At 58.5% G+C, this 20,066-nt stretch carries 15 protein-coding genes; 6 read left to right on the top strand and 9 right to left on the bottom strand.

Annotated features, from left to right (window positions below; all coding sequences use genetic code 11):
* Positions 1–70 precede the first annotated feature (70 nt).
* A complete protein-coding gene (locus KORLAC_RS06525; RefSeq protein WP_068304574.1) occupies positions 71–2,956 on the bottom strand; it encodes a TonB-dependent receptor plug domain-containing protein in 2,886 nt (961 codons plus the stop codon).
* Positions 2,957–3,222: 266 nt separating this feature from the next.
* Here KORLAC_RS06525 and KORLAC_RS06530 point away from each other — a divergent pair, with 266 nt between their 5' ends.
* The 3 genes from KORLAC_RS06530 (at position 3,223) to glpD (ending at position 7,749) form a co-directional block, all read left to right on the top strand.
* On the top strand, positions 3,223–5,535 hold the full coding sequence (locus KORLAC_RS06530; RefSeq protein WP_160328606.1) for a S9 family peptidase: 2,313 nt from the start codon (positions 3,223–3,225) through the stop codon (positions 5,533–5,535).
* Positions 5,536–5,761: 226 nt separating this feature from the next.
* Entirely contained in the window at positions 5,762–6,223 is a 462-nt protein-coding gene (locus KORLAC_RS06535) for a hypothetical protein (RefSeq protein ID WP_139167543.1), read from the top strand.
* A complete protein-coding gene (gene glpD / locus KORLAC_RS06540) occupies positions 6,220–7,749 on the top strand; it encodes a glycerol-3-phosphate dehydrogenase (protein ID WP_068304581.1) in 1,530 nt (509 codons plus the stop codon). Before KORLAC_RS06535 ends, glpD begins: the two co-directional genes overlap by 4 nt.
* Here glpD and glpK read toward each other — a convergent pair.
* Both glpK and KORLAC_RS06550 read right to left on the bottom strand, forming a co-directional pair.
* Positions 7,746–9,230, bottom strand: a complete 1,485-nt coding sequence (gene glpK, locus KORLAC_RS06545) for a glycerol kinase GlpK (RefSeq protein ID WP_068304582.1) — start codon at positions 9,228–9,230, stop codon at positions 7,746–7,748. The two genes, glpD and glpK, sit on opposite strands and share 4 nt — an antisense overlap.
* Before the next feature lie 106 nt (positions 9,231–9,336).
* A complete protein-coding gene (locus KORLAC_RS06550) occupies positions 9,337–11,406 on the bottom strand; it encodes a glycoside hydrolase family 97 protein (RefSeq protein WP_082714537.1) in 2,070 nt (689 codons plus the stop codon).
* A 224-nt stretch (positions 11,407–11,630) separates the two neighbouring features.
* Between KORLAC_RS06550 and KORLAC_RS06560 the strand changes: the two genes are divergently transcribed.
* Positions 11,631–12,158 carry a hypothetical protein gene (locus tag KORLAC_RS06560; RefSeq protein WP_068304586.1) on the top strand — a complete coding sequence of 176 codons (528 nt, stop codon included), beginning with the start codon at positions 11,631–11,633 and terminating at the stop codon, positions 12,156–12,158.
* Positions 12,159–12,277: 119 nt separating this feature from the next.
* Entirely contained in the window at positions 12,278–13,024 is a 747-nt protein-coding gene (locus KORLAC_RS06565; RefSeq protein ID WP_068304587.1) for a Crp/Fnr family transcriptional regulator, read from the top strand.
* A gap of 17 nt (positions 13,025–13,041) precedes the next feature.
* Here KORLAC_RS06565 and KORLAC_RS06570 read toward each other — a convergent pair whose 3' ends face one another.
* A complete protein-coding gene (locus KORLAC_RS06570; protein WP_068304589.1) occupies positions 13,042–13,404 on the bottom strand; it encodes a hypothetical protein in 363 nt (120 codons plus the stop codon).
* A 131-nt stretch (positions 13,405–13,535) separates the two neighbouring features.
* On the opposite strand from KORLAC_RS06570, the gene hemN reads away from it, so the two are divergent.
* Positions 13,536–14,900: an oxygen-independent coproporphyrinogen III oxidase gene (gene hemN / locus KORLAC_RS06575; RefSeq protein WP_068304590.1), complete on the top strand. Its 1,365-nt coding sequence runs from the start codon at positions 13,536–13,538 to the stop codon at positions 14,898–14,900.
* 79 nt (positions 14,901–14,979) lie between these two features.
* On the opposite strand, the gene KORLAC_RS06580 is transcribed toward hemN, so the two are convergent.
* The 5 genes from KORLAC_RS06580 to ccoG all read right to left on the bottom strand — a co-directional run bounded on the left by KORLAC_RS06580 (position 14,980) and on the right by ccoG (position 20,061).
* The gene (locus KORLAC_RS06580; protein WP_068304697.1) at positions 14,980–15,609 is read right to left on the bottom strand and encodes an OmpW/AlkL family protein; all 630 of its coding nucleotides are present in this window, start codon (positions 15,607–15,609) and stop codon (positions 14,980–14,982) included.
* Between the two features lie 102 nt (positions 15,610–15,711).
* Positions 15,712–15,876: a cbb3-type cytochrome oxidase assembly protein CcoS gene (gene ccoS / locus KORLAC_RS06585; RefSeq protein WP_068304594.1), complete on the bottom strand. Its 165-nt coding sequence runs from the start codon at positions 15,874–15,876 to the stop codon at positions 15,712–15,714.
* Positions 15,877–18,108, bottom strand: a complete 2,232-nt coding sequence (locus KORLAC_RS06590) for a heavy metal translocating P-type ATPase (protein ID WP_241493373.1) — start codon at positions 18,106–18,108, stop codon at positions 15,877–15,879. It lies immediately after the preceding gene.
* 20 nt (positions 18,109–18,128) lie between these two features.
* Positions 18,129–18,620: a FixH family protein gene (locus KORLAC_RS06595; protein ID WP_068304598.1), complete on the bottom strand. Its 492-nt coding sequence runs from the start codon at positions 18,618–18,620 to the stop codon at positions 18,129–18,131.
* A 1-nt stretch (position 18,621) separates the two neighbouring features.
* Positions 18,622–20,061: a cytochrome c oxidase accessory protein CcoG gene (ccoG, locus tag KORLAC_RS06600; RefSeq protein ID WP_068304599.1), complete on the bottom strand. Its 1,440-nt coding sequence runs from the start codon at positions 20,059–20,061 to the stop codon at positions 18,622–18,624.
* Positions 20,062–20,066: the final 5 nt, after the last annotated feature.

Consider the following 20,066-nt stretch of genomic DNA (forward strand, 5'->3'; position numbering starts at 1 on the left):
AAAGGAAAAGGCCGCCCCGGAAGGAAATGGGGCGGCCTTGGTCGTCTGCGGGAAGTTCGCTTAGGGTCGATTATTGCAGACGGATTCTCACACCGGCATACACATACCGGCCAACAAGACTGTAGAAGCCGTTACCCCGGTAGGACCACGGGTGCAGCGGCGGCATCTTGTCGAACACATTGTCAACACCGGCATAGAGGCCTACGCGGTCATTCCACTGGTAGTTCACCTGCAGGTCATGGCGCCACTGGGCTGGCACTTTGGAGATGCTGTAGAATTCAGCGTCAGCCGTGTTGCTGTTGCGCATGCTGTCGGTGAAACGCGTCTGCCAGTTCACTGTCAGAGCACCGTTCCGGTAGGTGGTATCCAGATTGACACGCCAGTTCGGGTTCCAGGTTTCACCCGCTTGCTGGTCCGCAACCGCGTCATCTGCGTCTGCCACCTGCAGGAAGGTATAGCTGTCGAGGTAGGAGCCCAGCACCTTGAACGACAGATCCCCCGGCACGCCGACGGTATCATCCAGATTGAAGCCGTAGTTCACCTCGAAATCCACGCCTTTGGTCCGGAAGCCCGAGGCGTTGATGAAGGTGTCCAGCACTTCCTGGATGTTGCCGTCGGCCCCGCGGCTGACCGCATCACAGAAGCCGTTGTCGAGCGACGGCAGATCCACACAGTTATCGAGCGTATTCTGCGCGCCAAAGCGGGTGATACCGCCCTTGAGGTCGATATCGAAATAGTCGGCCGTAACGGTCAGGCCCGGCACAAAGCGCGGCGTCAACACCACGCCGAGCGTCAGGGTATCCGCCTTTTCAACATCAAGGTTTTCGTTACCGGTGGAGAAGACAAGGGTGGTCACCGACCGGGTCTGGGCGATGAAGTCATCGGGGATGCCGAGGGCCGCGCAGTTGGCTGCCCGGTTGGCATTCTCGTTCACATTCAGGGCGTCACACGGGTCGCTCAGGCTCGACGCACCCCGGCTGCCGGGGTTAAACAGCTCACCCAGCGCAGGCGCGCGCACCGCACGGGCATAAACGGCCCGGAAGCGGATATCGTCAATCACCTGCCAGTCACCGCCCAGCTTCCAGCTGGTGTTCGACCCGGCATATTCATAGTCTGCCAGACGGATCGCGGCCTCCAGATTGATTTCCTTGGCGAACGGCGCATCCTTGACCACCGGCACCAGAACTTCCGCGAAGGCTTCCTTCACCGAGTTGCTGGCCTTCACCGGCGAGAACTGGCTGGCGAAAAAGCCCGCCGCTTCCTGCCAAACCCAGCTGGGTTTGAAATCAAGCATGTCCTTGCGGTATTCAGCGCCCAGTGCCACCTGCACTTCGCCGGCCGGCAGGTCGAAGATCGGCCCCGTGACAGACGCAGACAACAGCTGCTGTTCGTTCCGCGTCAGGGTTGTGTGGTCGGTGGTGATAAAGTCCACCGCCGCCTGGCTGACCGTGCCTTCAGGCCCGAACGGGTTGAGGGGCGCACAGCCGTTTGACTGGTCCCGGCAGACCACTTCGCCGCTGTCTGGATCGATGATCGCATCCAGCGCCTGCTCGTACCTGGCATCCAGCCGGTCGTTCCGGTTGGTGTTTGTGGTGGTGGTGCCGCCCCACTGGTAGAAGACATCCCAACTCCAGCCTTCTGCAAAGGTGCCCTCAACACCGCCAGTGATGGCGAAGAACTCACGCTCGATGTCGCTCTGGCGCGGGCCGAACTCGTTGAACTGGCGCGAGAAGGTGAAGCTTTCCGCCCCGCCCAGAAGCGCACGCAGCTCGTCTGTCACGAACGGGTTGTCGGCAGAGACCGTGTCGATTCCGGCATTGATCGCGAAAGCTGGGCCGATGGTATCGTTGGCTTCAGTGCGGGAATAGCGGGTCTGCAACTTGAGCCGCACATTGTCTGAAAGGTCATAGCGCAGCTTGGCGAAGCCGTTGTAGCGGTTCACCGGAATACGCGCGCGGTCGGTATAGCCCGGGATGCCGCCAAAGTCGCTGCGGGTGGCGTACCAGTCCACGATCTGGTCCACCGGCACAGCCTGGAAGGGGGTGCCGTCCTCATTGAAGCTGTAGATGCTCCAGTCCGGGCCCCAGATGGTGGCGTTCGGCACACCGAAGTTGATATAGCGGTGCCCGTCCAGTGCTACTTGTGACGGGATGCCGTCGCCTTCGCCGGTGTCTTCAGGGTTGCCCACGAAGAAGAGGCCGCTGATGGCCTGATCGCGGTCGCGGTAAAACAGCCCGTTCGAATCACTATATTCGAATGACACCACCGCATTACCCTTGCCGCCATCGAAGTTGCCGCCTGCCGTGACAGACGTCGAATAATTTTCGCTGTCGCCTTCGTCCGACGTGCCGGCCTGCGCGGTGACCGTGACGCCTTCATAGTCGTCCTTGAGGATATAGTTGATCACGCCGGAAACCGCGTCCGCGCCATAAACGGCAGACGCGCCACCGGTGATCACCTCGATCCGCTCAATCAGTTCCGGCGGCAGGGTGGTCACGTCAAACGACAGGAAGTTCTCGTCGTCTGGCACACCCACAGAACGGCGGCCATCCACCAGAGAAAGCGTCCGCTTGGCGCCAAGGTTCCTGAGGTCACCGAAGTTCAGGCCGGCGTTGCCGAAGCTGAAGCTGGTGCTTTCGTTCGAAAAGCTGAGGCCCAGTTGCGGCAGTTCGTTGATCACGTCGATCACGTTGCGCGCACCGGTCAGCTCAATGTTTTCCGAATTCAGGATCGTGGTGGGCGTGGGCGTTGAGATACCGGTCCGCTTGATGCGGGAACCGGTGATCGAGATCTCTTCAAGCTGCAGCTCTTCTTCCGCGTCCTGTGCGGTATTCTGATCTGCGTCCTGGGCGAATGATGGCGCGGCCATCAGCGTGGCGGCCAGCGCCGTTGATGAAAGAAGCCGTGTAATGCTTGGGCGCACGACTGCCTTCGTCGCAAATTTTTGCGAAGTCATTTGTTTCCTCCAAAAGCGGTGTATCCCCTTCGGCGCAGGCACCACCGCAGCACCCGCGCCCCTGATCCTCACGGCCCTCCCAAGCCAGCGCAGAGAATCAAAAATAGATTGTATACAATATATTTTATTTTATTATGGTCAAGACTGCGGCACCGAAAGTTAGAAAAATTTTGCGCCAAGCGCATGCAGCCGATGCCGCGCAGGAGGAAACAACAGGGCCGATCCACGGCCCGACAACCGGAAGGCAGCCCCCTATGAGTGCCCCCTTGAAACCCCTATTCCGCGGCCTCGTGCTGGCCGCAAGCGCCGGCCTTTTGATCGCCGCCGCCGCTATCGACACCCCCGGTGCACCCACCGCCCCGCGCCAGCTGACGGCGGCGGACTATGACCGCGCGCGGGATGCCCTGCCGCAGAATATGGCCAAGCTGGTGAAGAATGCCCGCATTGACGTGCACTGGGCCAAGGACGGCAACCTGTTCTGGTACAAGCGCGACACGGCAGATGGCCATGAATTCATCCTGGTGGACCCGGCCTTCAGGTTGCAAACGCCGCTGTTTGACCACACGGCCCTGGCCGCCAAGCTGGGCGCGCTCAGTGATGAACCGGTGACGGCAACAGATATCGGGGTTGCCATCAGCAAACTGGCCAGCGATGGCCGGAGCCTTGAGTTCAGTTGGCAGGACAAGCGCTTCAGCCTGGACCGCGAGACCGGCACCCTGACCGAACTTGAAGACGACACGCCCGAGCCTGGCACATCGCCTGACGGCAAGCATCGTGTCTTGCGCGTGGATCATAATCTGGTGCTCAGAAACCTGGAGACCGGCGCAGACCAACCGCTGACATCAGACGGCGCGGCCTGCAATGGCTACGGCGAGCCGATGCCGACGCCGTCTGAGCTATTGGCCCCGCCGGAAGGCGATATGGCAGCCGATGTCTATTGGGCGCCGGACAGCAGCCGCTTTGTCACCTACCGGATCGACTGCCGCACCACCGGCACCCTGACGCTGGTGGAAAGCACGCCTGAGCGCGCCGCCCGCCCACGCGCGGTCACTTACCCCTACCCGCTGTCGCTGGATGAAAACGTGCCCATGGCCACGCTTTATGTGGGCACCGTGGCAGACGGCAGCCTCGTGAAATCAGACCTACCGGCCTTCCCTGAGCTCTATTATGGCGGCCCGTGGCTGGGCTGGATGGATGACAGCCAAAGCGCCTACATCCGGGTGCCCGCGCGCGGCTACAAAAGCCTGAAGCTGATCGAACTGGACGGGGCCACCGCCAAGCACCGTGTGCTGATTGATGAAACGGCCGACGATTTTGTCGATTATTATGCCCACCGGTGGGACCCGGTAGTTGAGACCGGCGAACATTTCTGGATGTCGAACCGGGGCGGCTGGGCCCACCTGGTGCGCTATGACCCGGCGACTGGCAAAACCAATCCGGTTACGTCAGGCGACTGGCGATTCCGCTATATCGCACGGGCGGGCGACGCGGGCGAGCCCCTGCATATTTTCGCCGCCGGGCGGGAGAAGGGTCGCGATCCTTACCTCAGGCACCTCTACCGGGTGAACAGGGACGGGTCTGGCCTCACGCTCTTGACGCCTGAGCCCGCCGATCACGGCGCCAGCGTTTCGCCGGACGGCAACTATATCGTCGACAACATGAGCCGCGCCGACCTGCCAACGAAAACGGTGCTCAGGGATGGCGCCTCGGGCGAGATTTTGATGACGCTGGAGGAAGCGGATGTGCGTGGCCTCAATGCCGCTGGCATTCCCCTGCCCGAGCCGTTCAAGGCCAAGGCAGCCGACGGCAAGACAGACATCTATGGTGTCATCTACCGCCCGGCCGGGTTTGACCCGTCTAAAGCCTATCCGGTGATCGACAATGTCTACCGCGGTCCGCACTATGTGATGGCGAAGAAATCCTTCGACCGGGCCACCCGCAACACCGCCATTTCGATGGCACAGCTGGGGTTTGTCGTGATCCAGGTAGATGGCCGCGGCACCAACAAGCGCAGCCACGCCTTCCTCAAGGCCGCACAGAACAATTTGGGGCCCGCAGGCTTCGATGACCATATCGCGACCATGAAACAGCTGCAGGACCGCTTCGGCTATCTGGATCTGGACCGGGTTGGCATCTACGGCTTCTCCGCCGGCGGCTATGACGCCATGCGGGCGCTGATCGAGCACCCGGAGTTTTACAAGGTAGCTGTCGCCGCCAGCGGCAATCATGACCACCGGCTGGACAAGGCCGTGTGGAACGAACAATGGATGGGGGCTGAAGGCGGCGCGCATTATGATGCCAACTCGAACCTGTTTGGGCTGGAACGGCTTCAGGGCAAGCTGATGCTGGCGCACGGCGAGATGGACGATAACGTCAACCCCATCGCCACGATGCAGCTGGTGGGTGCGCTGATTGAAGCCAATAAGGATTTCGACCTGCTGATCGTACCCGGCGCTGGCCACTTCCTGGATGACGTGCCCTATTTCCAGCGACGCCGGTGGGACTTTTTCACCCGCCACCTGATGGGGGCCACCCCGCCTGAGAATTACAAACTGGAAGTTTCCGGCCCGACCTTCTAGCCGACGGATCATGCCTTCAGTTCGCCCCACCGGCCACGGCCCGGCCTGTGGGGCACTTTTGGGCCCTATGGGTGTGCCCTTTTGTGCCATAAGGGCACGACCGTGCGACAAAATGTGCCCTTTTGCCGCAAGAGGCTTGATCTTGGGCTTCGCCTTTGCTCATGTTGCCCTAAATCAGATTGAGGTGGCATCACAACTTCCGGCCACCAAAGGGGAGACAGTTTCGGTGCGTGCGGTATCAGCTATTCTGATATTCCTGCTTGGCGGATGCGGCGCTTATGGCGCCAAACCCTTGCAGGCGCCCAAGGCGCAGGTGCTGACCACCGGCAGCCTGAGTGCGCACCATCTGTCTGTATGGCCCGGTCAATGTGCATTGGTCTTGCGCCCGCGCCCGGAAGACGGCGCCCCAGCTGAAGCCCCGTTTTTCGCCCAGTCCGACAATGATGTCACCATGATCCTGGAGGGCCGCCAAGTCAGTCTCCGGCGCACGGAAAGCTCCAGCGACCTGGTGACGGCCACCCTGCCGCGCAGCCAGGCCTTCGTGGCCCCGACGCTTAGCGCAAAACTCCTTATCCGCCAAAGTGATAGCAGTGACGGCGCGCCCCTCCAGGGCGTGCTGTCCTTGACCAAACCCAATGGCTGGTCCACCGTTATCCCCGTGGATGGCGGAAGGCGGTGCCGGCAATGACTTTAGGAATTGAGACCACCCGCTGCGACCTGTTCGTAATCGGGGGCGGGATTAATGGCACGGGCATTGCCCGAGATGCAGCCGGCCGCGGGCTTAATACCGTGCTGGTGGAACAGACGGATTTCGCCGCCGGAACGTCTTCCGCGAGCTCAAAACTGATCCATGGCGGCCTTCGGTATCTCGAGCATTATGAGTTCCGGCTGGTTCGGGAATCGCTGCAGGAACGGGAGACACTCTGGCGCATGGCGCCGCACCTCGTGCGCCCACTCAGGTTCATCCTGCCGCACCACAGCGGCCTCCGGCCCGCCTTTATCCTGCGGCTCGGGCTGTTTCTCTATGACCATCTGGGCGGCCGAAAACTGCTTCGGAAGACCAAAAGCCTGAACCTGAGGAAAGACCCGAAAGGCGCGCCCCTCAAGGGCCACTTCAAAAAGGGGTTCGAGTATTCCGATTGCTGGGTCGACGATGCCCGGCTCGTGGTTGCCAATGCCCTGGCCGCCAAACGCCGCGGTGCCACCATCCTCAACCGCCACCGCTTCCTGGACGCTGTGCGCGAAGACCGGGACTGGCGCATCCGCGTGGAAGCGCCTGACGGGAAAATCATTGAATTTCAAGCAGATGCCCTGGTAAACGCCGCCGGCCCATGGGTTGAGAAAACCCTGCTGAGTTGCATCATGTCAGAGAACGCCCACAGCCACGCGCGGCTGGTGAAGGGCAGCCATATCGTGGTGCCCGCGCTTTATGACGGACCGCAGTGCTACACCTTCCAGAACCCGGACAAGCGTGTGATTTTCGCGATCCCATACGAGGATAAATATACCCTGATCGGCACCACCGATGTGCCGTTTTCGGGCGACCCGGCAAAGGTCAGTGCCAGCAAGGATGAAGTGGCTTATCTATGCGCCGCCGCAGGTGAATATTTTGACAAAGCCATCCGGCCAGAAGACGTTGTCTGGTCATATGCCGGCATCCGCCCGCTCTATGACGACGGCCAGGTGAACCCGTCTGCCACCACCCGTGATTATCATCTGGACCTGGATGTGCGCGAGGACACGCTGCCGCTCTTGTCCGTGTTCGGAGGCAAAATCACCACGTACCGCTGCCTGGCGGAAGAAGCCATGGAAAAGCTTGCGCCCTACCTGCCGATCTCCCTGGATGACTGGACAGGCTATACCCCGCTACCGGGCGGCAATCTGCCGGAAGATGTCACCCCTGCCAAGGCGCTCAAACATTTCAAGGCGGAGATGCGCACGCGCTTTAACTGGCTGGATGGTAGCATTGTGGACCGCATGTGCAATGCCTATGGCACCCGCATCGAAAAACTGCTGGAAGGCATTGCGGGCCTTGACGGCATGGGCATTCATTTCGGCGAAGGCCTCTATGAAGCCGAGGTCAGTTATCTGGTGCGCGAGGAATGGGCCCATACAGCGGATGACATCCTGTGGCGCCGGTCCAAGCTTGGCCTCAGGCTGAACCAGACCGAACAGGCAGCGCTGGCAGCCTGGCTGGCTGTACGCGAACGCTAAGCGAAAGACCGCGCGGCTGCTACCGCCTTGTGCCATTTGGCCAGCATCTTGCCTCGCCCTTCAAACCCGCTATCAGGATCAAATCGCTGCTCGCACTGCCACTGAGCCGTCAGGTCGTTGAACCCTGAATAAAGACCCGCCTGAAGCCCCGCCAGATAGGCCGCGCCGAGCGCTGTTGTTTCCATCACCTTCGGCCGGTCGACCGGGAGCGCCAGCAGGTCCGCGAGCCGCTGGGCCATCCAGTCATTGGCGACCATACCGCCGTCCACCCGCAACACCGTCGGGCTGATACCGTCTTCCGCCATGGCACTAAACAAGTCGTGGGTCTGGAAACACACGCTTTCAAGCGTGGCGCGCACAACTTCCGCCCGTCCTGTGCCGCGTGTCATGCCGAAAAGGGCCGCGCGCACGTCCGGGTCCCAGTATGGCGCGCCGAGGCCTGTGAAGGCGGGCACCATATAGACACCATGATCATCCGCGGCCTGTCTGGCCAGCGCTTCGCTATCACGCGCGTGATCCAGTATTTTGATACCGTCCCTGAGCCACTGAACGGCAGCCCCCGCGATAAAGATGGAGCCTTCAAGAGCATAGGTCGTTTCGCCCCCTATTCGGTAGGCAACGGTGGTCAACAGCCGGTTTTTCGACGGGACAAAGCTTTTGCCAGTGTTCATCAGCACGAAGCAGCCCGTGCCGTAGGTGCTTTTGATGGCGCCTTCATCAAAACAGCACTGGCCCACGGTGGCGGCTTGCTGGTCGCCAGCCACACCCAGGATCGGGATAGCGCGACCGAACAGGTCTGGGGTGGTTTCGCCAAAGTCCGCGCAGCTATCCAGCACGTCCGGCAGCACGCTTTCGGGTACCCCAAATATCTTCAGCAGGCTGTCGTCCCACTCTTGCGTGCGGATGTTGAAAAGGCTTGTACGGCTGGCATTGGTGGCGTCCGTGACATGGCGCTTGCCGCCCGTCAGCTTGGCGATCAGGAAACTGTCGATCGTACCCCACGCCAGCGTGCCAGCGTCAGCGGCTTTCCGCGCGCCAGAGACATTGTCCAGCAGCCAGGCAAGTTTGGTGGCGGAAAAATACGGGTCCAGCAACAGGCCTGTCTTGTCCTGTATTTCCGCTTTATGCCCGGCATCCTTCAGACTGCGGCACACGTTTGCTGTCCGCCGGTCCTGCCAGACAATGGCGTTGTGGACCGGCTTTACCCCGTCCCGTTCCCACAAGACAGACGTCTCACGCTGGTTGGTGATACCAATGGCTTTGACGGTGTAGCCCTTGGCTTCCGCCTCCGTGAATGCCGCCTGGGCTGTCTTGAGGCTCGTGTCCCAGATCTCATTCGCGTCATGTTCAACCCAGCCGTCCGCCGGGAAAATCTGGCGAAACTCCTGCTGGCTGACCGCAATAATGTCGCCCTTAAGGTCAAACACGATGGCGCGACTGCTGGTCGTGCCCTGATCCATCGCCAAAATGCAATCCGGCATAGTTCCCCCTGATTTCCTTCAGGGGCCAAAAGAAAACCGGCCCCTGCCTCCACTGAAATGCAGTGTGGCAGAAGCCGGCTTTCGCATCAATATGATGCTGCTGGGCTTAAAGCGCTTTGAAGCGGATGGCGATGCCGCCACCAGCCGCGAGCGGCAGCTTCATGCTATCAGCCGCCGTAACCTGCTTCTTCTCGATCACCATGGCATAGGGGTTGGTGTCCCAATCCGCATCATCACCGTCGCGGTAGATCTGCGCTTCATAGGTGCGGCCCGCGTCGAGGAAATCGAGCGAAATCTCAAGCGTGCGGGCGTCTTCATTGGTCACGCTACCCAGGAACCAGTCGTCCCCGCCGCGTTCCTTGCGGGCGAAGGTGGCATGCTTGCCGATATCCCCCGTCAGCGCCTTGCTTTCAGACCAGTCCGTGGGCACATCGCGGATAAACTGGAATGCATCCATGCGCGCTTCATAGTTTTCCGGCAGGTCCGCCGCCATCTGGATCGGGCTGTAGATCACCACATAGAGCGCCAGCTGTTTGGCAAGTGTGGTCTGAACCCGATTGTCCGGTTGCTCTTCCTCATAGTGAAGATCAAAGATGCCCGGCGTGAAATCCATTGGGCCAGACAGCATCCGCGTGAACGGAATGGTGGCCGTGTGCGATGGCGGGTTCGGCGGGCTGCCCCAGGCGTTATATTCCATGCCGCGTGCGCCTTCGCGTGAAATCCAGTTAGGGTATGTACGGCGGAGGCCCGTGTCCTTGATGGGTTCGTGCGAGTTGATGGAAATCTTGCGCTTGGCCGCTTCCACCAGAACCTTTTCATGGTGACGGGACATCCACTGGCCGTCATGCCACTCGAAGAAGACCTTGCCATCCTCTTCGCGCGCGATCTCGCCTGCGTCAGCCACATAGCCGGTTTTCACCTGCCGCACGCCCATTTCTTCATAAAGGTCGAACGCAGCTTCCATCTGGTTTTCATAATTGGTCACGCCGCCCGATGTTTCATGGTGGCCAATGATGCGCACGCCGCGCTCCTTGGCGTAAGCCGACAGTTTCGGGAAATCGAAATCCGGGTAGGCTTCGGTGAAATTCATCAGGTTCCAATTGTTGAACCAGTCCCCGTCCCAGCCGATATTCCAGCCTTCAACCAGCACGCCCTTGAAGCCATATTTCGAGGCGAAATCCAGATATTTCATGGTCTCTTCGGTGGTCGCCCCATGCTTGGGGCCGGACCCCCAGGTATTGACCGCCAGATGCATGCCCCACCAGATGCCGACATATTTGCCTGGCTCTACCCAGGACACGTCACCCAGTTTATTCGGCTCATTCAGGTTCAGTATCAGGTTCGAATCCAGTAGCCCGGTGGCTGCTTCGCTGATCTGCAGCGTCCGCCAGGGCGTCTTGAACGTACCATCCAGCTTCACCTTGGCGCCATCCGCCCAGGGCGACAGATCGGCCTTGAAGGTCTGACCGTCTGTGCGCAACAGCGACATGCCGGAGTAATCCAGGAGCGCCGCTTCATGCAGGCTGACATAGAGGCCGGATTCTGTGCGGAACGTGATCGGCGTGTGGGCGATCGTCACTTCATCAAGCGGTGTTTCCCGGTAGATATATTCATACCGGTTAAACTCGCGCGACGGGATCCACCAGGCGGTCGATGGCTCCGCGACAGAAATTTCTGTCAGCTCATCCATGATCTCTGCCTTGCCGAAGTCGCCTTCATAACGGAAACCAAGGCCGTCATCATAAAGCCGGAACACCAGGGTTACGAAGCGCTTCGCGCCGCCAGCTTCAGCGACTGTGGCCCGAAGTTCGTTATACTGGTTGCGTACAAACTGACGCTCGCCCCACGGCTGCTCCCAGGTCTCATCGAAGCTGCTGGTGCTGCTGTCCGTGACCGCAAGGTCTTCAGAAAACGGCGCCTGGCCACGGAAAGTGAAGCCAAGCTTCGACGGCGCGACCACGGCCTTGCCACCTCGGTCGATCCGGTAAAAGGCGCCGTCCGCACCTGCTTCCAGAACCACGGTGAGCTTGCCGTCCGGCGATGAAACGCTTGCAGTCCCTGCCCAGGCGGCAGAGGCCAGCCCAAACACGAGAATCAGGAGCGCTGATAGGTTACGATGCATGAAAATGCCCCTCACTGTTAACCGGCAACGGACGCGGCTGTCTGGCCGCGGCATCCGGTATACCTTCCCAAAAAATACTGGTGTGCTTTGCCCAGGGGCGTGGGTCTTTGTTTATTTTGAAAGCACTATTATGCGTCAGCCTGACTTTGTCATGACTGCCTACCTCGAGTCCTATACCCAGAAGACAGCGCTGTCAATAACGACTGAGCAGAGCGGCCCTTGCCTCATGATCGCACTGCCAGCATACTCTGGAAAACGAAAACAGTGAGGGATGAACCATGACCAAACGCCTGCCGGAAGTGCTTGAAGAAATGCGCCAAGCGCTCCTAGGCCGCAAACCGGGCCACAGCTGGACGACAAGCGCGAGCGAAGCCTATAGCGCCAGCCTCAGTGGCCTCAAGAACTTCAGCGGCGACACGCTTGGGAAAACCGCCCAAAATTTCAACGAAGCGCTGCCATATATTGAGCGCGCGGGCTATGACGTGACTGAGATTGAAGTTGGCCTGGGGCTGGACCCCAAGATCGTGCCGCACCTGAACCTGAGAGAGATGATCAGCGAAGAAGAAAAGGCCGCGCTCCTCGAGGAAACCCGAGACAAGAAGCTGATCAATACGATTCTCAGCTCACTGTTTCGCGCCAGCGCTGCCCGAAGCAAGCTGAAATTCAAGCGCTTCCACTTTTCCAGCATTGAGCTTGAGCTGAGCATTTTGCCCACGGTGGTGCTTAAATTCAGCCCCAACGAAGAAACGACCACGGTAAAACCTGAGGAATTACTGGCGCATATCGAAAATCAAGCCGACGAATAGCGCCCCTTGCTTGATTCCACCATCCCGTGCCAAAGTGTCACATTGATAGCAAGTATGTTTTTCAGTGATATAGTCTTCGTTCGCATCTGGAACGTGCGAGACGAATAAAAGAGGATATCATGGCTCAAATCGCCACTGCATACCGGGACGAAGCACCGATTGCGGCACATCTGGAAAGTCAGCCCCTGTTTCGCGGCATGGCACCGGAACTGCGCGCGACTTTCATTCAGGCTGCACAAATGCAGACCCTGAGCAAAGGCAGCATCCTGTTCCTGCAGGATGACGAATCTGAATGGTTCTATTTGATCCTTTCCGGTTGGGTGAAGCTGTTTACAGAAACCATGGACGGTGATGAAGCCGTGATCGACATGGTTTCGAACGGCCATCTGATTGGCGACTCGGCCATCCTTGAAGACGGCATCCACAGCTTTGGCGCCGCAGCCGTGGAACCTGTGACGGCCATCCGGCTGCCCAGCAGCCTTCTGAAGCAAGCCATCACAGACGACCATAAGACGGCGCTTGCCATGCTTGGGTCCTTGTCGCGTCACCGCAAACGCCAGTCGCGCGAGATCGAAAGCCTGACCCTGCAAAATGCATCGCAGCGCATTGGCTGTTTCCTTTTGCGCCTGTGTAACCCTGACGTCCCAATGCCGCTTACGCTGACACTGCCTTATGACAAGTCATTGATTGCAGCACGCCTTGGCATGAAATCAGAGACTTTTTCGCGGGCGCTAAACAAGCTCCGTACAGAAACCACACTGGCAATCAAAGGGTCAGTGGTTACGATTTCAGACCTTGATGAACTGTCGGGGTATGTGTGCAGTGCATGCTCTAACGAATTTCCCTGCAGGGATTTGCACAGCTAACGGTCTATTCCAGGCAATTATTTGCGGATTGTCAGCCAGTCCCAATCAATCAACGACGGGTTTTCGATATATTTATCGGGATGGGCGACCACGTCCTCAAGATAGCTGGCACTCAGTCGCATAACAGGCGGGTCCTCTGCCGCCTTGCCGTTCGGCTCGCTGTTGATCTTGCAGGCTTCGAGCGTCACACACTTGTGGGCCTTGGGCGCGTCATCAACCACCGCAAGCTCAACCGCACGGCCTGAAAGCGCCTGCTCCCCCGCCTCCCAAATCTGGCTATAGGGGAACCGGTCCCGGTTCTGCTCCATCGCCCTGTTGCAGATTTCCAGATACTGTTCTAGCAGCCCATCATAAGCATCGGCATTTCCACGCTTGGACACTGAGACCCTCCAACTGTCACTCCCCTGCCAAATAATCATAAAAAAATGGCGCCGTAGTTGATTTTCGTCAAATGGAGAACACGGCGGAAGGGCTATAGCTTTTTTTGGACAAAAGACTGGAGAAGCCCGTAATGCATGATCGAGAGACCCTGCAAGAATCGCTGTTGAAACGCAACCGGCAGGTGCCCCGCTATACAAGCTACCCGACCGCCCCTCATTTCTCCGAAGCGGTAACGGGTAGCACGGTCGCGGGCTGGCTTGAAGCGCTTGATAGTGACGCTGACCTGTCGCTTTATTTCCACATCCCCTTCTGCCGGAAAATGTGCTGGTACTGCGGCTGCAACACCAAGGCCACGAAGCGCTACTCACCGGTGGACCGGTATCTCGACTATCTTTTCAAGGAAATCGAGATGGTCTCGGGTCGGCTTTCGGGCGACCAGACAGTCAGGCACATCCATTTCGGCGGCGGGTCGCCTTCCATGCTGAAGCCCACTGATTTCGAACGCCTGATGGCGACAATCCGGTCCCATTTCTCGTTAGCCAAGGATGCAGAGATTGCAATAGAGCTGGACCCACGGGAGATTACGGAGGCCAAAGTGGCCGCCTATGCGCTGGCCGGTGTCACCCGCGCCAGCCTGGGTGTGCAGGATTTTCATGAAGACGTACAGGTGGCAATCAACCGCCGCCAACCTTTCCATGTGATCTATGATGCAGTGAACCTCCTGAAAGCATATGGCATCAAAAGCATCAACATGGATCTTCTGTATGGCCTGCCGCACCAGACGGAAGACCTCCTGAAGGAAAATGTCGATTTCGCCTCTGCCCTGGGGGCAGACCGGATTTCCCTGTTTGGCTATGCCCATGTGCCCTGGATGAAAAAGCACATGCGCCTGATTGACGAAGGCACACTGCCCGACGGCCCAGCGCGCCTGAAGCAGTTTGACGCCGCCAAACATCACCTTGAACACCGCGGCTATGTTGCTGTGGGGCTGGACCATTTTGTCCTGCCGCGTGACTCGATGGCCAAGGCGCTTGAAGCCGGCACGCTCAAGCGCAACTTTCAGGGCTACACCACGGATGCGGCAAGCACCTTGATTGGTTTCGGAGCGTCAGCCATCAGTTCCCTGCCGCAGGGATATGCCCAAAACACACCCGCCACACACAGTTATTTTGCGATGCTGGATGCTGGCGACCTGCCTACTGCCAAAGGCAAGGCGATTTCAGACGACGACCGTATCCGCCGCCAGATTATCGAACATCTCATGTGCTATTTCGAACTGGATCTGATCAGCTTCTGCGAAGAAAACGGTGTGGATATCGGCCTTTTTGATGAGGCAATCGAACGGTTGCAGGGCTTGAAAGGGGAAGGTCTTGTCAGCTTGAACCAGGGTATGATCCGCATCCCGCGCGAGGCACAGCAAGCTGTGCGCCTGGTTTGTGCCGCGTTCGACAGCTATCTGACCGACAGCCCGAAGAGACACGCGCAGGTCGCCTAAGCGTTTCCTGACTTGCGCATAAAACTCAGCCGCCCCATTTCTGGAGCGGCTGATTTTTTAATGGATCATTGCTTGCTGCTTAGAATCGGTAGCCGAAGCCCACGCCAAGCACCCATGGGTCGAGGTCCACGTCTGCTGTCACTGCACCACCATTGATGCTGACGTCAGTGTTCAACCACAGCTTCTTCACGTCCAGGTTCAGGAACCACTCGTCGGTTACGTCGATATCGACGCCCGCCTGTAGAGCAAGTCCAAAGCCGTTTTCATAGTCGATGCTGTCAACGTCGCCAGCATCAGCGTTATAGAAGAAGGTGTAGTTCACACCGGCACCCAGGTAAGGCCGCATCGTACCGTCTGCATTGAAGTGATACTGCATCAGCATGGTTGGCGGCAGTGCCCAGGTATCGCCAAGGCTCAGGTCACCGAGCGCGGTGCCTGTGGCCGTCACATTGTGCTTGCTGGTGGCCAGGATCAGTTCTGTGGACCAGTTTTTGGTCCAGTAGTAGCTGATGTCCAGTTCAGGCACCAAGCTGTTGTCCACATTGGCCTGTCCGCCGATGGATGTGGTGCTGCTCTCATCCGGCACGACATCAATCAGACGCACCCGCACTTGCCAAGGGCTTTTCGTATCGTCTGCCATGGCGGCACCAGCACCAAGCTGGAGGGCCGCAGCACATGTCAAAAGTTTCACAAAATTCGAAATACGCATGTCAATTTCCTCGTGTGTTTCCATTGGGAAATTGATAGGAAATCGAGCGCGAAGAACCCTTGATAAAAGTCAATTTTTTACTTTTAAATCAAAAGGATAACGCTACTTTGGGTGCGACATTTCGTCCTCGTCGTCATCCAGCAAAATCCGGTGCGCTGCACCTTCCAGATCGTCATACTGGTTGTTGCGCATTGTCCACAAAAACCCGGCCAAACCGGCGAGGCCAAGCGTAAGCGCAATGGGGATCAGGTAAAGGAGAATATCCATCTAGCCATCCTTGCGCAGATTGAGGCGGAATGCATTCAAAATCACCACAAGCGATGAACCGGACATGGCCACCGCCGCCACCAGCGGTGTGACAAACCCAAGCACTGCAGCCGGAATGGCAACAACATTATAAAGGGCGGCGAGGGCAAAATTCTGTTTCACCAGCCGGGTGGAAAAAACGGCATGATCATAGGCGGTCAGCACGGGCGACAGAAGGTCCCCCTGAAACACCACATCCGCGGTATTCTGGGTAATATCCATTGCGCTTGAAGGCGACATCGAGACCGCGGCGGCCGAAAGCGCCGGCGCGTCATTAAGGCCGTCGCCCACCATCAGCACCGTCCGGCCTTGTTCCTTCAAGTCAGCCAGATAAGCGCATTTTCCTGCGGGCTTCACTTCGGCTTGCACCCGGTCAATACCCAGAGCCGCGCCAACATCCGTGGCAACCTGCGTGCGGTCGCCGGACAGCAGATGAACCTCCAGCCCACGTGCCTTGAGGGCCGAAACGGTCTCTTTGGCATCCGTCCTCAGCTGGTCCGCAAACTGGAACCGCGCTTTGGGCTGACCATCCACCGCCAGCCAAAGTTCCAGCACCGCATCGCCGTCATCCGGCTGCCCGCCACACCAGGCGCGACTGCCAAGCCGGACAGATTTGCCGTCAATGTGGGCTTCCATGCCGTGGCCGGGAACCTCAACCGGTTCAACTGAAATCACATCACCTTCAAAAGCATCCCTGAGCGCACCCGCCAATGGATGCTTACTATGGGCTGCCAACGATGCCGCGAGCGCAAAGTCGTTTGGTCCCGCATCATGGGATTTCAGCTCGGGGCGGCCTATAGTCAGCGTACCTGTTTTGTCGAACACCACAGTATCAATGCCTGTGAGTTTCTCCAGTGCGTCGCCGGATTTCAGCAGGACCCCGGCACGCATCAGTTTGCCGCTTGCCAATACCTGAACAACCGGCACTGCCAGCCCCAGCGCACACGGGCAGGTGATGATCAACACCGTCACCGCATGCAGGAGCGATTCCTGCCATGGCGCGGATGCCAGAAGCCACCAGCCAATGAACGTCAGCGCCCCCATGGCATGGACGACCGGCGTATAAAGCCGCGCCGCCTTGTCTGCGAGCCGGACATATTTGGCCCGTCCCTGCTCTGACGTTTCCATCAGCCTGACGATTTCACTGAGGAGGCTTTTTTCACTGGCCTTGGAAACGCGCACCTGCAACGGCGCCGACAGGTTGACCGTACCAGCGAACACGTCTGCGCCTTCTGCCACCGCTTCCGGCACTGTTTCGCCTGTAATCAGCGACATATCAACCGCTGACGCGCCCCGTTCAACAATGCCGTCTGCGGGAATCGATTCGCCGGTTGCCACCAGAACCAAGGCACCCTGGCGCAGTTCCTTGATCGGCACCTGCGAGACCTTGCCGCCCTCGAGCACCGTGGCAACACCGAACAGGCGGGACTGCAGCTTGGATGCCGACTCGCGCGCCTTACCCTTGGCCCGGGCATCCAGATACCGGCCAATCAACAGGAAGAACAGCAGCATCACCGCGCTATCGAAATAGACATGCTCGCCGTGCCTGAGTGTTTCCGACACGCTCATCACGCATGCCAGGATCACTGCCAGCGAGATGGGCACATCCATGTTGGTGTGCTTTTCCTTGAGCACCGCCCAGGCAGACCGGTAGAAAGGCTGGCCCGCATAGATCACGGTTGGAAGTGCGATCAGGGCGGATATCCAGTGGAACAGGTCACGCGTCGCCACGCCCATGGTTTCCCCGCCAGTGGACCACAGACCAATTGAGATCAGCATCATATTGGCGGCGGCAAACCCGGCCACCGCAATCGCACGCAACAGGGTGCGTTCCTGACTATGGGCGACCGCATCGTTATCATTGAGGGCATGCAGCTTGTAACCAAGTTTGGTCACAACGCCGCCCAGCTTGTCGCCGCGATCGCGCGCGCCCGTCCAGGTGACGGTCAGGCGTTCGGTTGACATATTCACCCGCGCACCGGTCACGTCCGGTTCTGCGGCCAGGGCATTTTCGATCAGGCGAATGCAGGAGGCGCAGTGAATGCCTTCAACCCCAAGCGAGAGCGTGTAGCTGCCGTCTTCATTGTCGTGGGCAAGCAGAGAATAGACGGCGTGGTCCTCAAGCGTACTGGCGGCGGCATAAGCCGCTTCACAGCCCGGACAGCAAAAGTCCGCACCCCCGCTTGTTTCCAAACCGCACTGCCTGCAAAGCGTTACTTTGCAACAACCAGACGTTTGGTCTGCTGATATTGCTTTTGCTTCCATTCGACAAAAATCCGTACGTCCCATAGGCCGGGCTCAGGGAAATCAAGCGATGCGCTGTACACACCACCCTCTGTCTGAACCATCGGGACGGTGAAGTCCATGCCCGCCTGGGTTGGGCGCGTAAGTTCCGCCCGAACACTGGCACCGTCCATTGATTCGCCATTTGCATCAAGCAGGCTGAATTCAAGCAGCTTGTCAGCTTCACCGAAGCGTACATCGCCCTGCCAGCCCAGCGCGGCCTGCGCATCAGCCGCAGCGACTGTCTCATTATAGCGGAGACCTTCCTCATAGGCGTGCTTGGTAACAACACCTGTATGGGTGCTGGTTGCCATATAGACGAAAATGCCGTCCAGTATGGCAACCACAACAAAGAATCCCACGATCATCCAGGGAATCCAGCGGCCACTTTTCTGTGTCACTTCTTCTGTCACGATAGTCATCCTATTGGCTCCTGCTGGCAAAATGGGTGTCATAGACAGCCTGTTCGCCGGCCTCAGCGCCATTTGTCACTACTTCTTCAAGGACAAAGCGGAAGTCCTCACGGGCTTTACTTTGTTTCGGTGCTGTAACAAATACGCGGAAATGCCCAACGCTATCTGCAAACACATGAAGGTGATCGATTTGCACATTCCCGGCACCCTGCGCGCGAACACTTGCACCGTCCAGGCCTTCAACATGCAGGCGGAAATATTTATCTTCGTAAGTCTTGTTCAGGACTTTCACATTATAGCCATTGCGCACGGTGCCATCTGACAGAGTTACATAAAGCGGGTTCCGGTCATGTAGGGCATGCAGCTCAACCGGTGCACGATTCACAAGCGACACAAGCATCACCAGCCCCACCACCGACAAAATCGTCATGTACCAGAAGGTCCGAGGGCGCAGGATATGGGTCTGGACTGTCTTCTCGACCTCGCCCGCCCGACGCTGGTCCTGGTTATGGGTGGTGTCATAGCGGATCAGCCCGCGCGGCAGCTCCACCTTGTCCATGATATTGTTGCAGGCATCCACACACAAGCCGCAGGCGATACATTCCATCTGCAGGCCGTCGCGAATATCGATACCCATGGGACACACCTGCACGCAAGCCGTGCAGTCGATGCAGTGCCCACGCCCTTCCCAACTTTCACCTTTCTTATGCTTGCCGCGCGGCTCGCCACGATCTTCGTCATAGGTGATGATCAGCGTGTCCTTATCGAACATGGCGGACTGGAACCGTGAATAGGGGCACATATATGTGCAGACTTGTTCACGTGCGAACCCGGCCATCAGGTAGGTGGAGAAAGTGAGTGCGATGATCCAGCCAAGGACCGACATCGGCACGTCCAGGTGAAGAATATGCTCAATCAACGTTGGCGCATCATTGAAATAGAAGACCCAGGCACCGCCGGTCAGAAGCCCGATCAACAACCAAAGAGAATGGGTAACTGCCATTTTCCAGAGCTTGTCGAAGCTCCAAGGCGCTTTCTTGAGCTTCATCCGGGCCGCTCGGTCGCCCTGTACGATCCGTTCCACCCAGACAAACAAGTCGGTCCAGACTGTTTGCGGACAGGCATAGCCGCACCAGACGCGCCCGAACAGGCTGGTGACGAAAAAGAGTGCCACAGCTGCCAGGATCAGGATGCCGGTAAGGTAGTAAACCTCCTGCGGCCATATCTCGATAAAGAAGAAATAGGCCCGGCGTGCAGGCATATCGATCAGGATTGCCTGGTCCGGCGCGTGCGGCCCCCTGTCCCACCGAAGGAAGGGCGCGAGATAATAGATGGCCAGGGTAATGGCCATGACCACCCATTTGATCTTGCGGTATTTGCCCCAGACGCGCTTCGGAAAGATGCGCTCTTTCTTTTCAAAAAGTTTGACCGGGGCCGCACTGTCACTCATTACAA

The sequence above is a fragment of the Kordiimonas lacus genome, from assembly GCF_001550055.1.
GTDB lineage: Bacteria > Pseudomonadota > Alphaproteobacteria > Sphingomonadales > Kordiimonadaceae > Kordiimonas > Kordiimonas lacus.

Coding starts and splice junctions, on each gene's coding strand:
- KORLAC_RS06525 (WP_068304574.1), bottom strand. CDS start 2,956: ATGACTTCGCAAAAATTTGCGACGAAGGCAGTCGTGCGCCCAAGCATT.
- glpD (WP_068304581.1), top strand. CDS start 6,220: ATGACTTTAGGAATTGAGACCACCCGCTGCGACCTGTTCGTAATCGGG.
- glpK (WP_068304582.1), bottom strand. CDS start 9,230: ATGCCGGATTGCATTTTGGCGATGGATCAGGGCACGACCAGCAGTCGC.
- KORLAC_RS06550 (WP_082714537.1), bottom strand. CDS start 11,406: ATGCCGCGGCCAGACAGCCGCGTCCGTTGCCGGTTAACAGTGAGGGGC.
- KORLAC_RS06560 (WP_068304586.1), top strand. CDS start 11,631: ATGACCAAACGCCTGCCGGAAGTGCTTGAAGAAATGCGCCAAGCGCTC.
- KORLAC_RS06565 (WP_068304587.1), top strand. CDS start 12,278: ATGGCTCAAATCGCCACTGCATACCGGGACGAAGCACCGATTGCGGCA.
- hemN (WP_068304590.1), top strand. CDS start 13,536: ATGCATGATCGAGAGACCCTGCAAGAATCGCTGTTGAAACGCAACCGG.
- KORLAC_RS06580 (WP_068304697.1), bottom strand. CDS start 15,609: ATGCGTATTTCGAATTTTGTGAAACTTTTGACATGTGCTGCGGCCCTC.
- ccoS (WP_068304594.1), bottom strand. CDS start 15,876: ATGGATATTCTCCTTTACCTGATCCCCATTGCGCTTACGCTTGGCCTC.
- KORLAC_RS06595 (WP_068304598.1), bottom strand. CDS start 18,620: ATGACTATCGTGACAGAAGAAGTGACACAGAAAAGTGGCCGCTGGATT.
- ccoG (WP_068304599.1), bottom strand. CDS start 20,061: ATGAGTGACAGTGCGGCCCCGGTCAAACTTTTTGAAAAGAAAGAGCGC.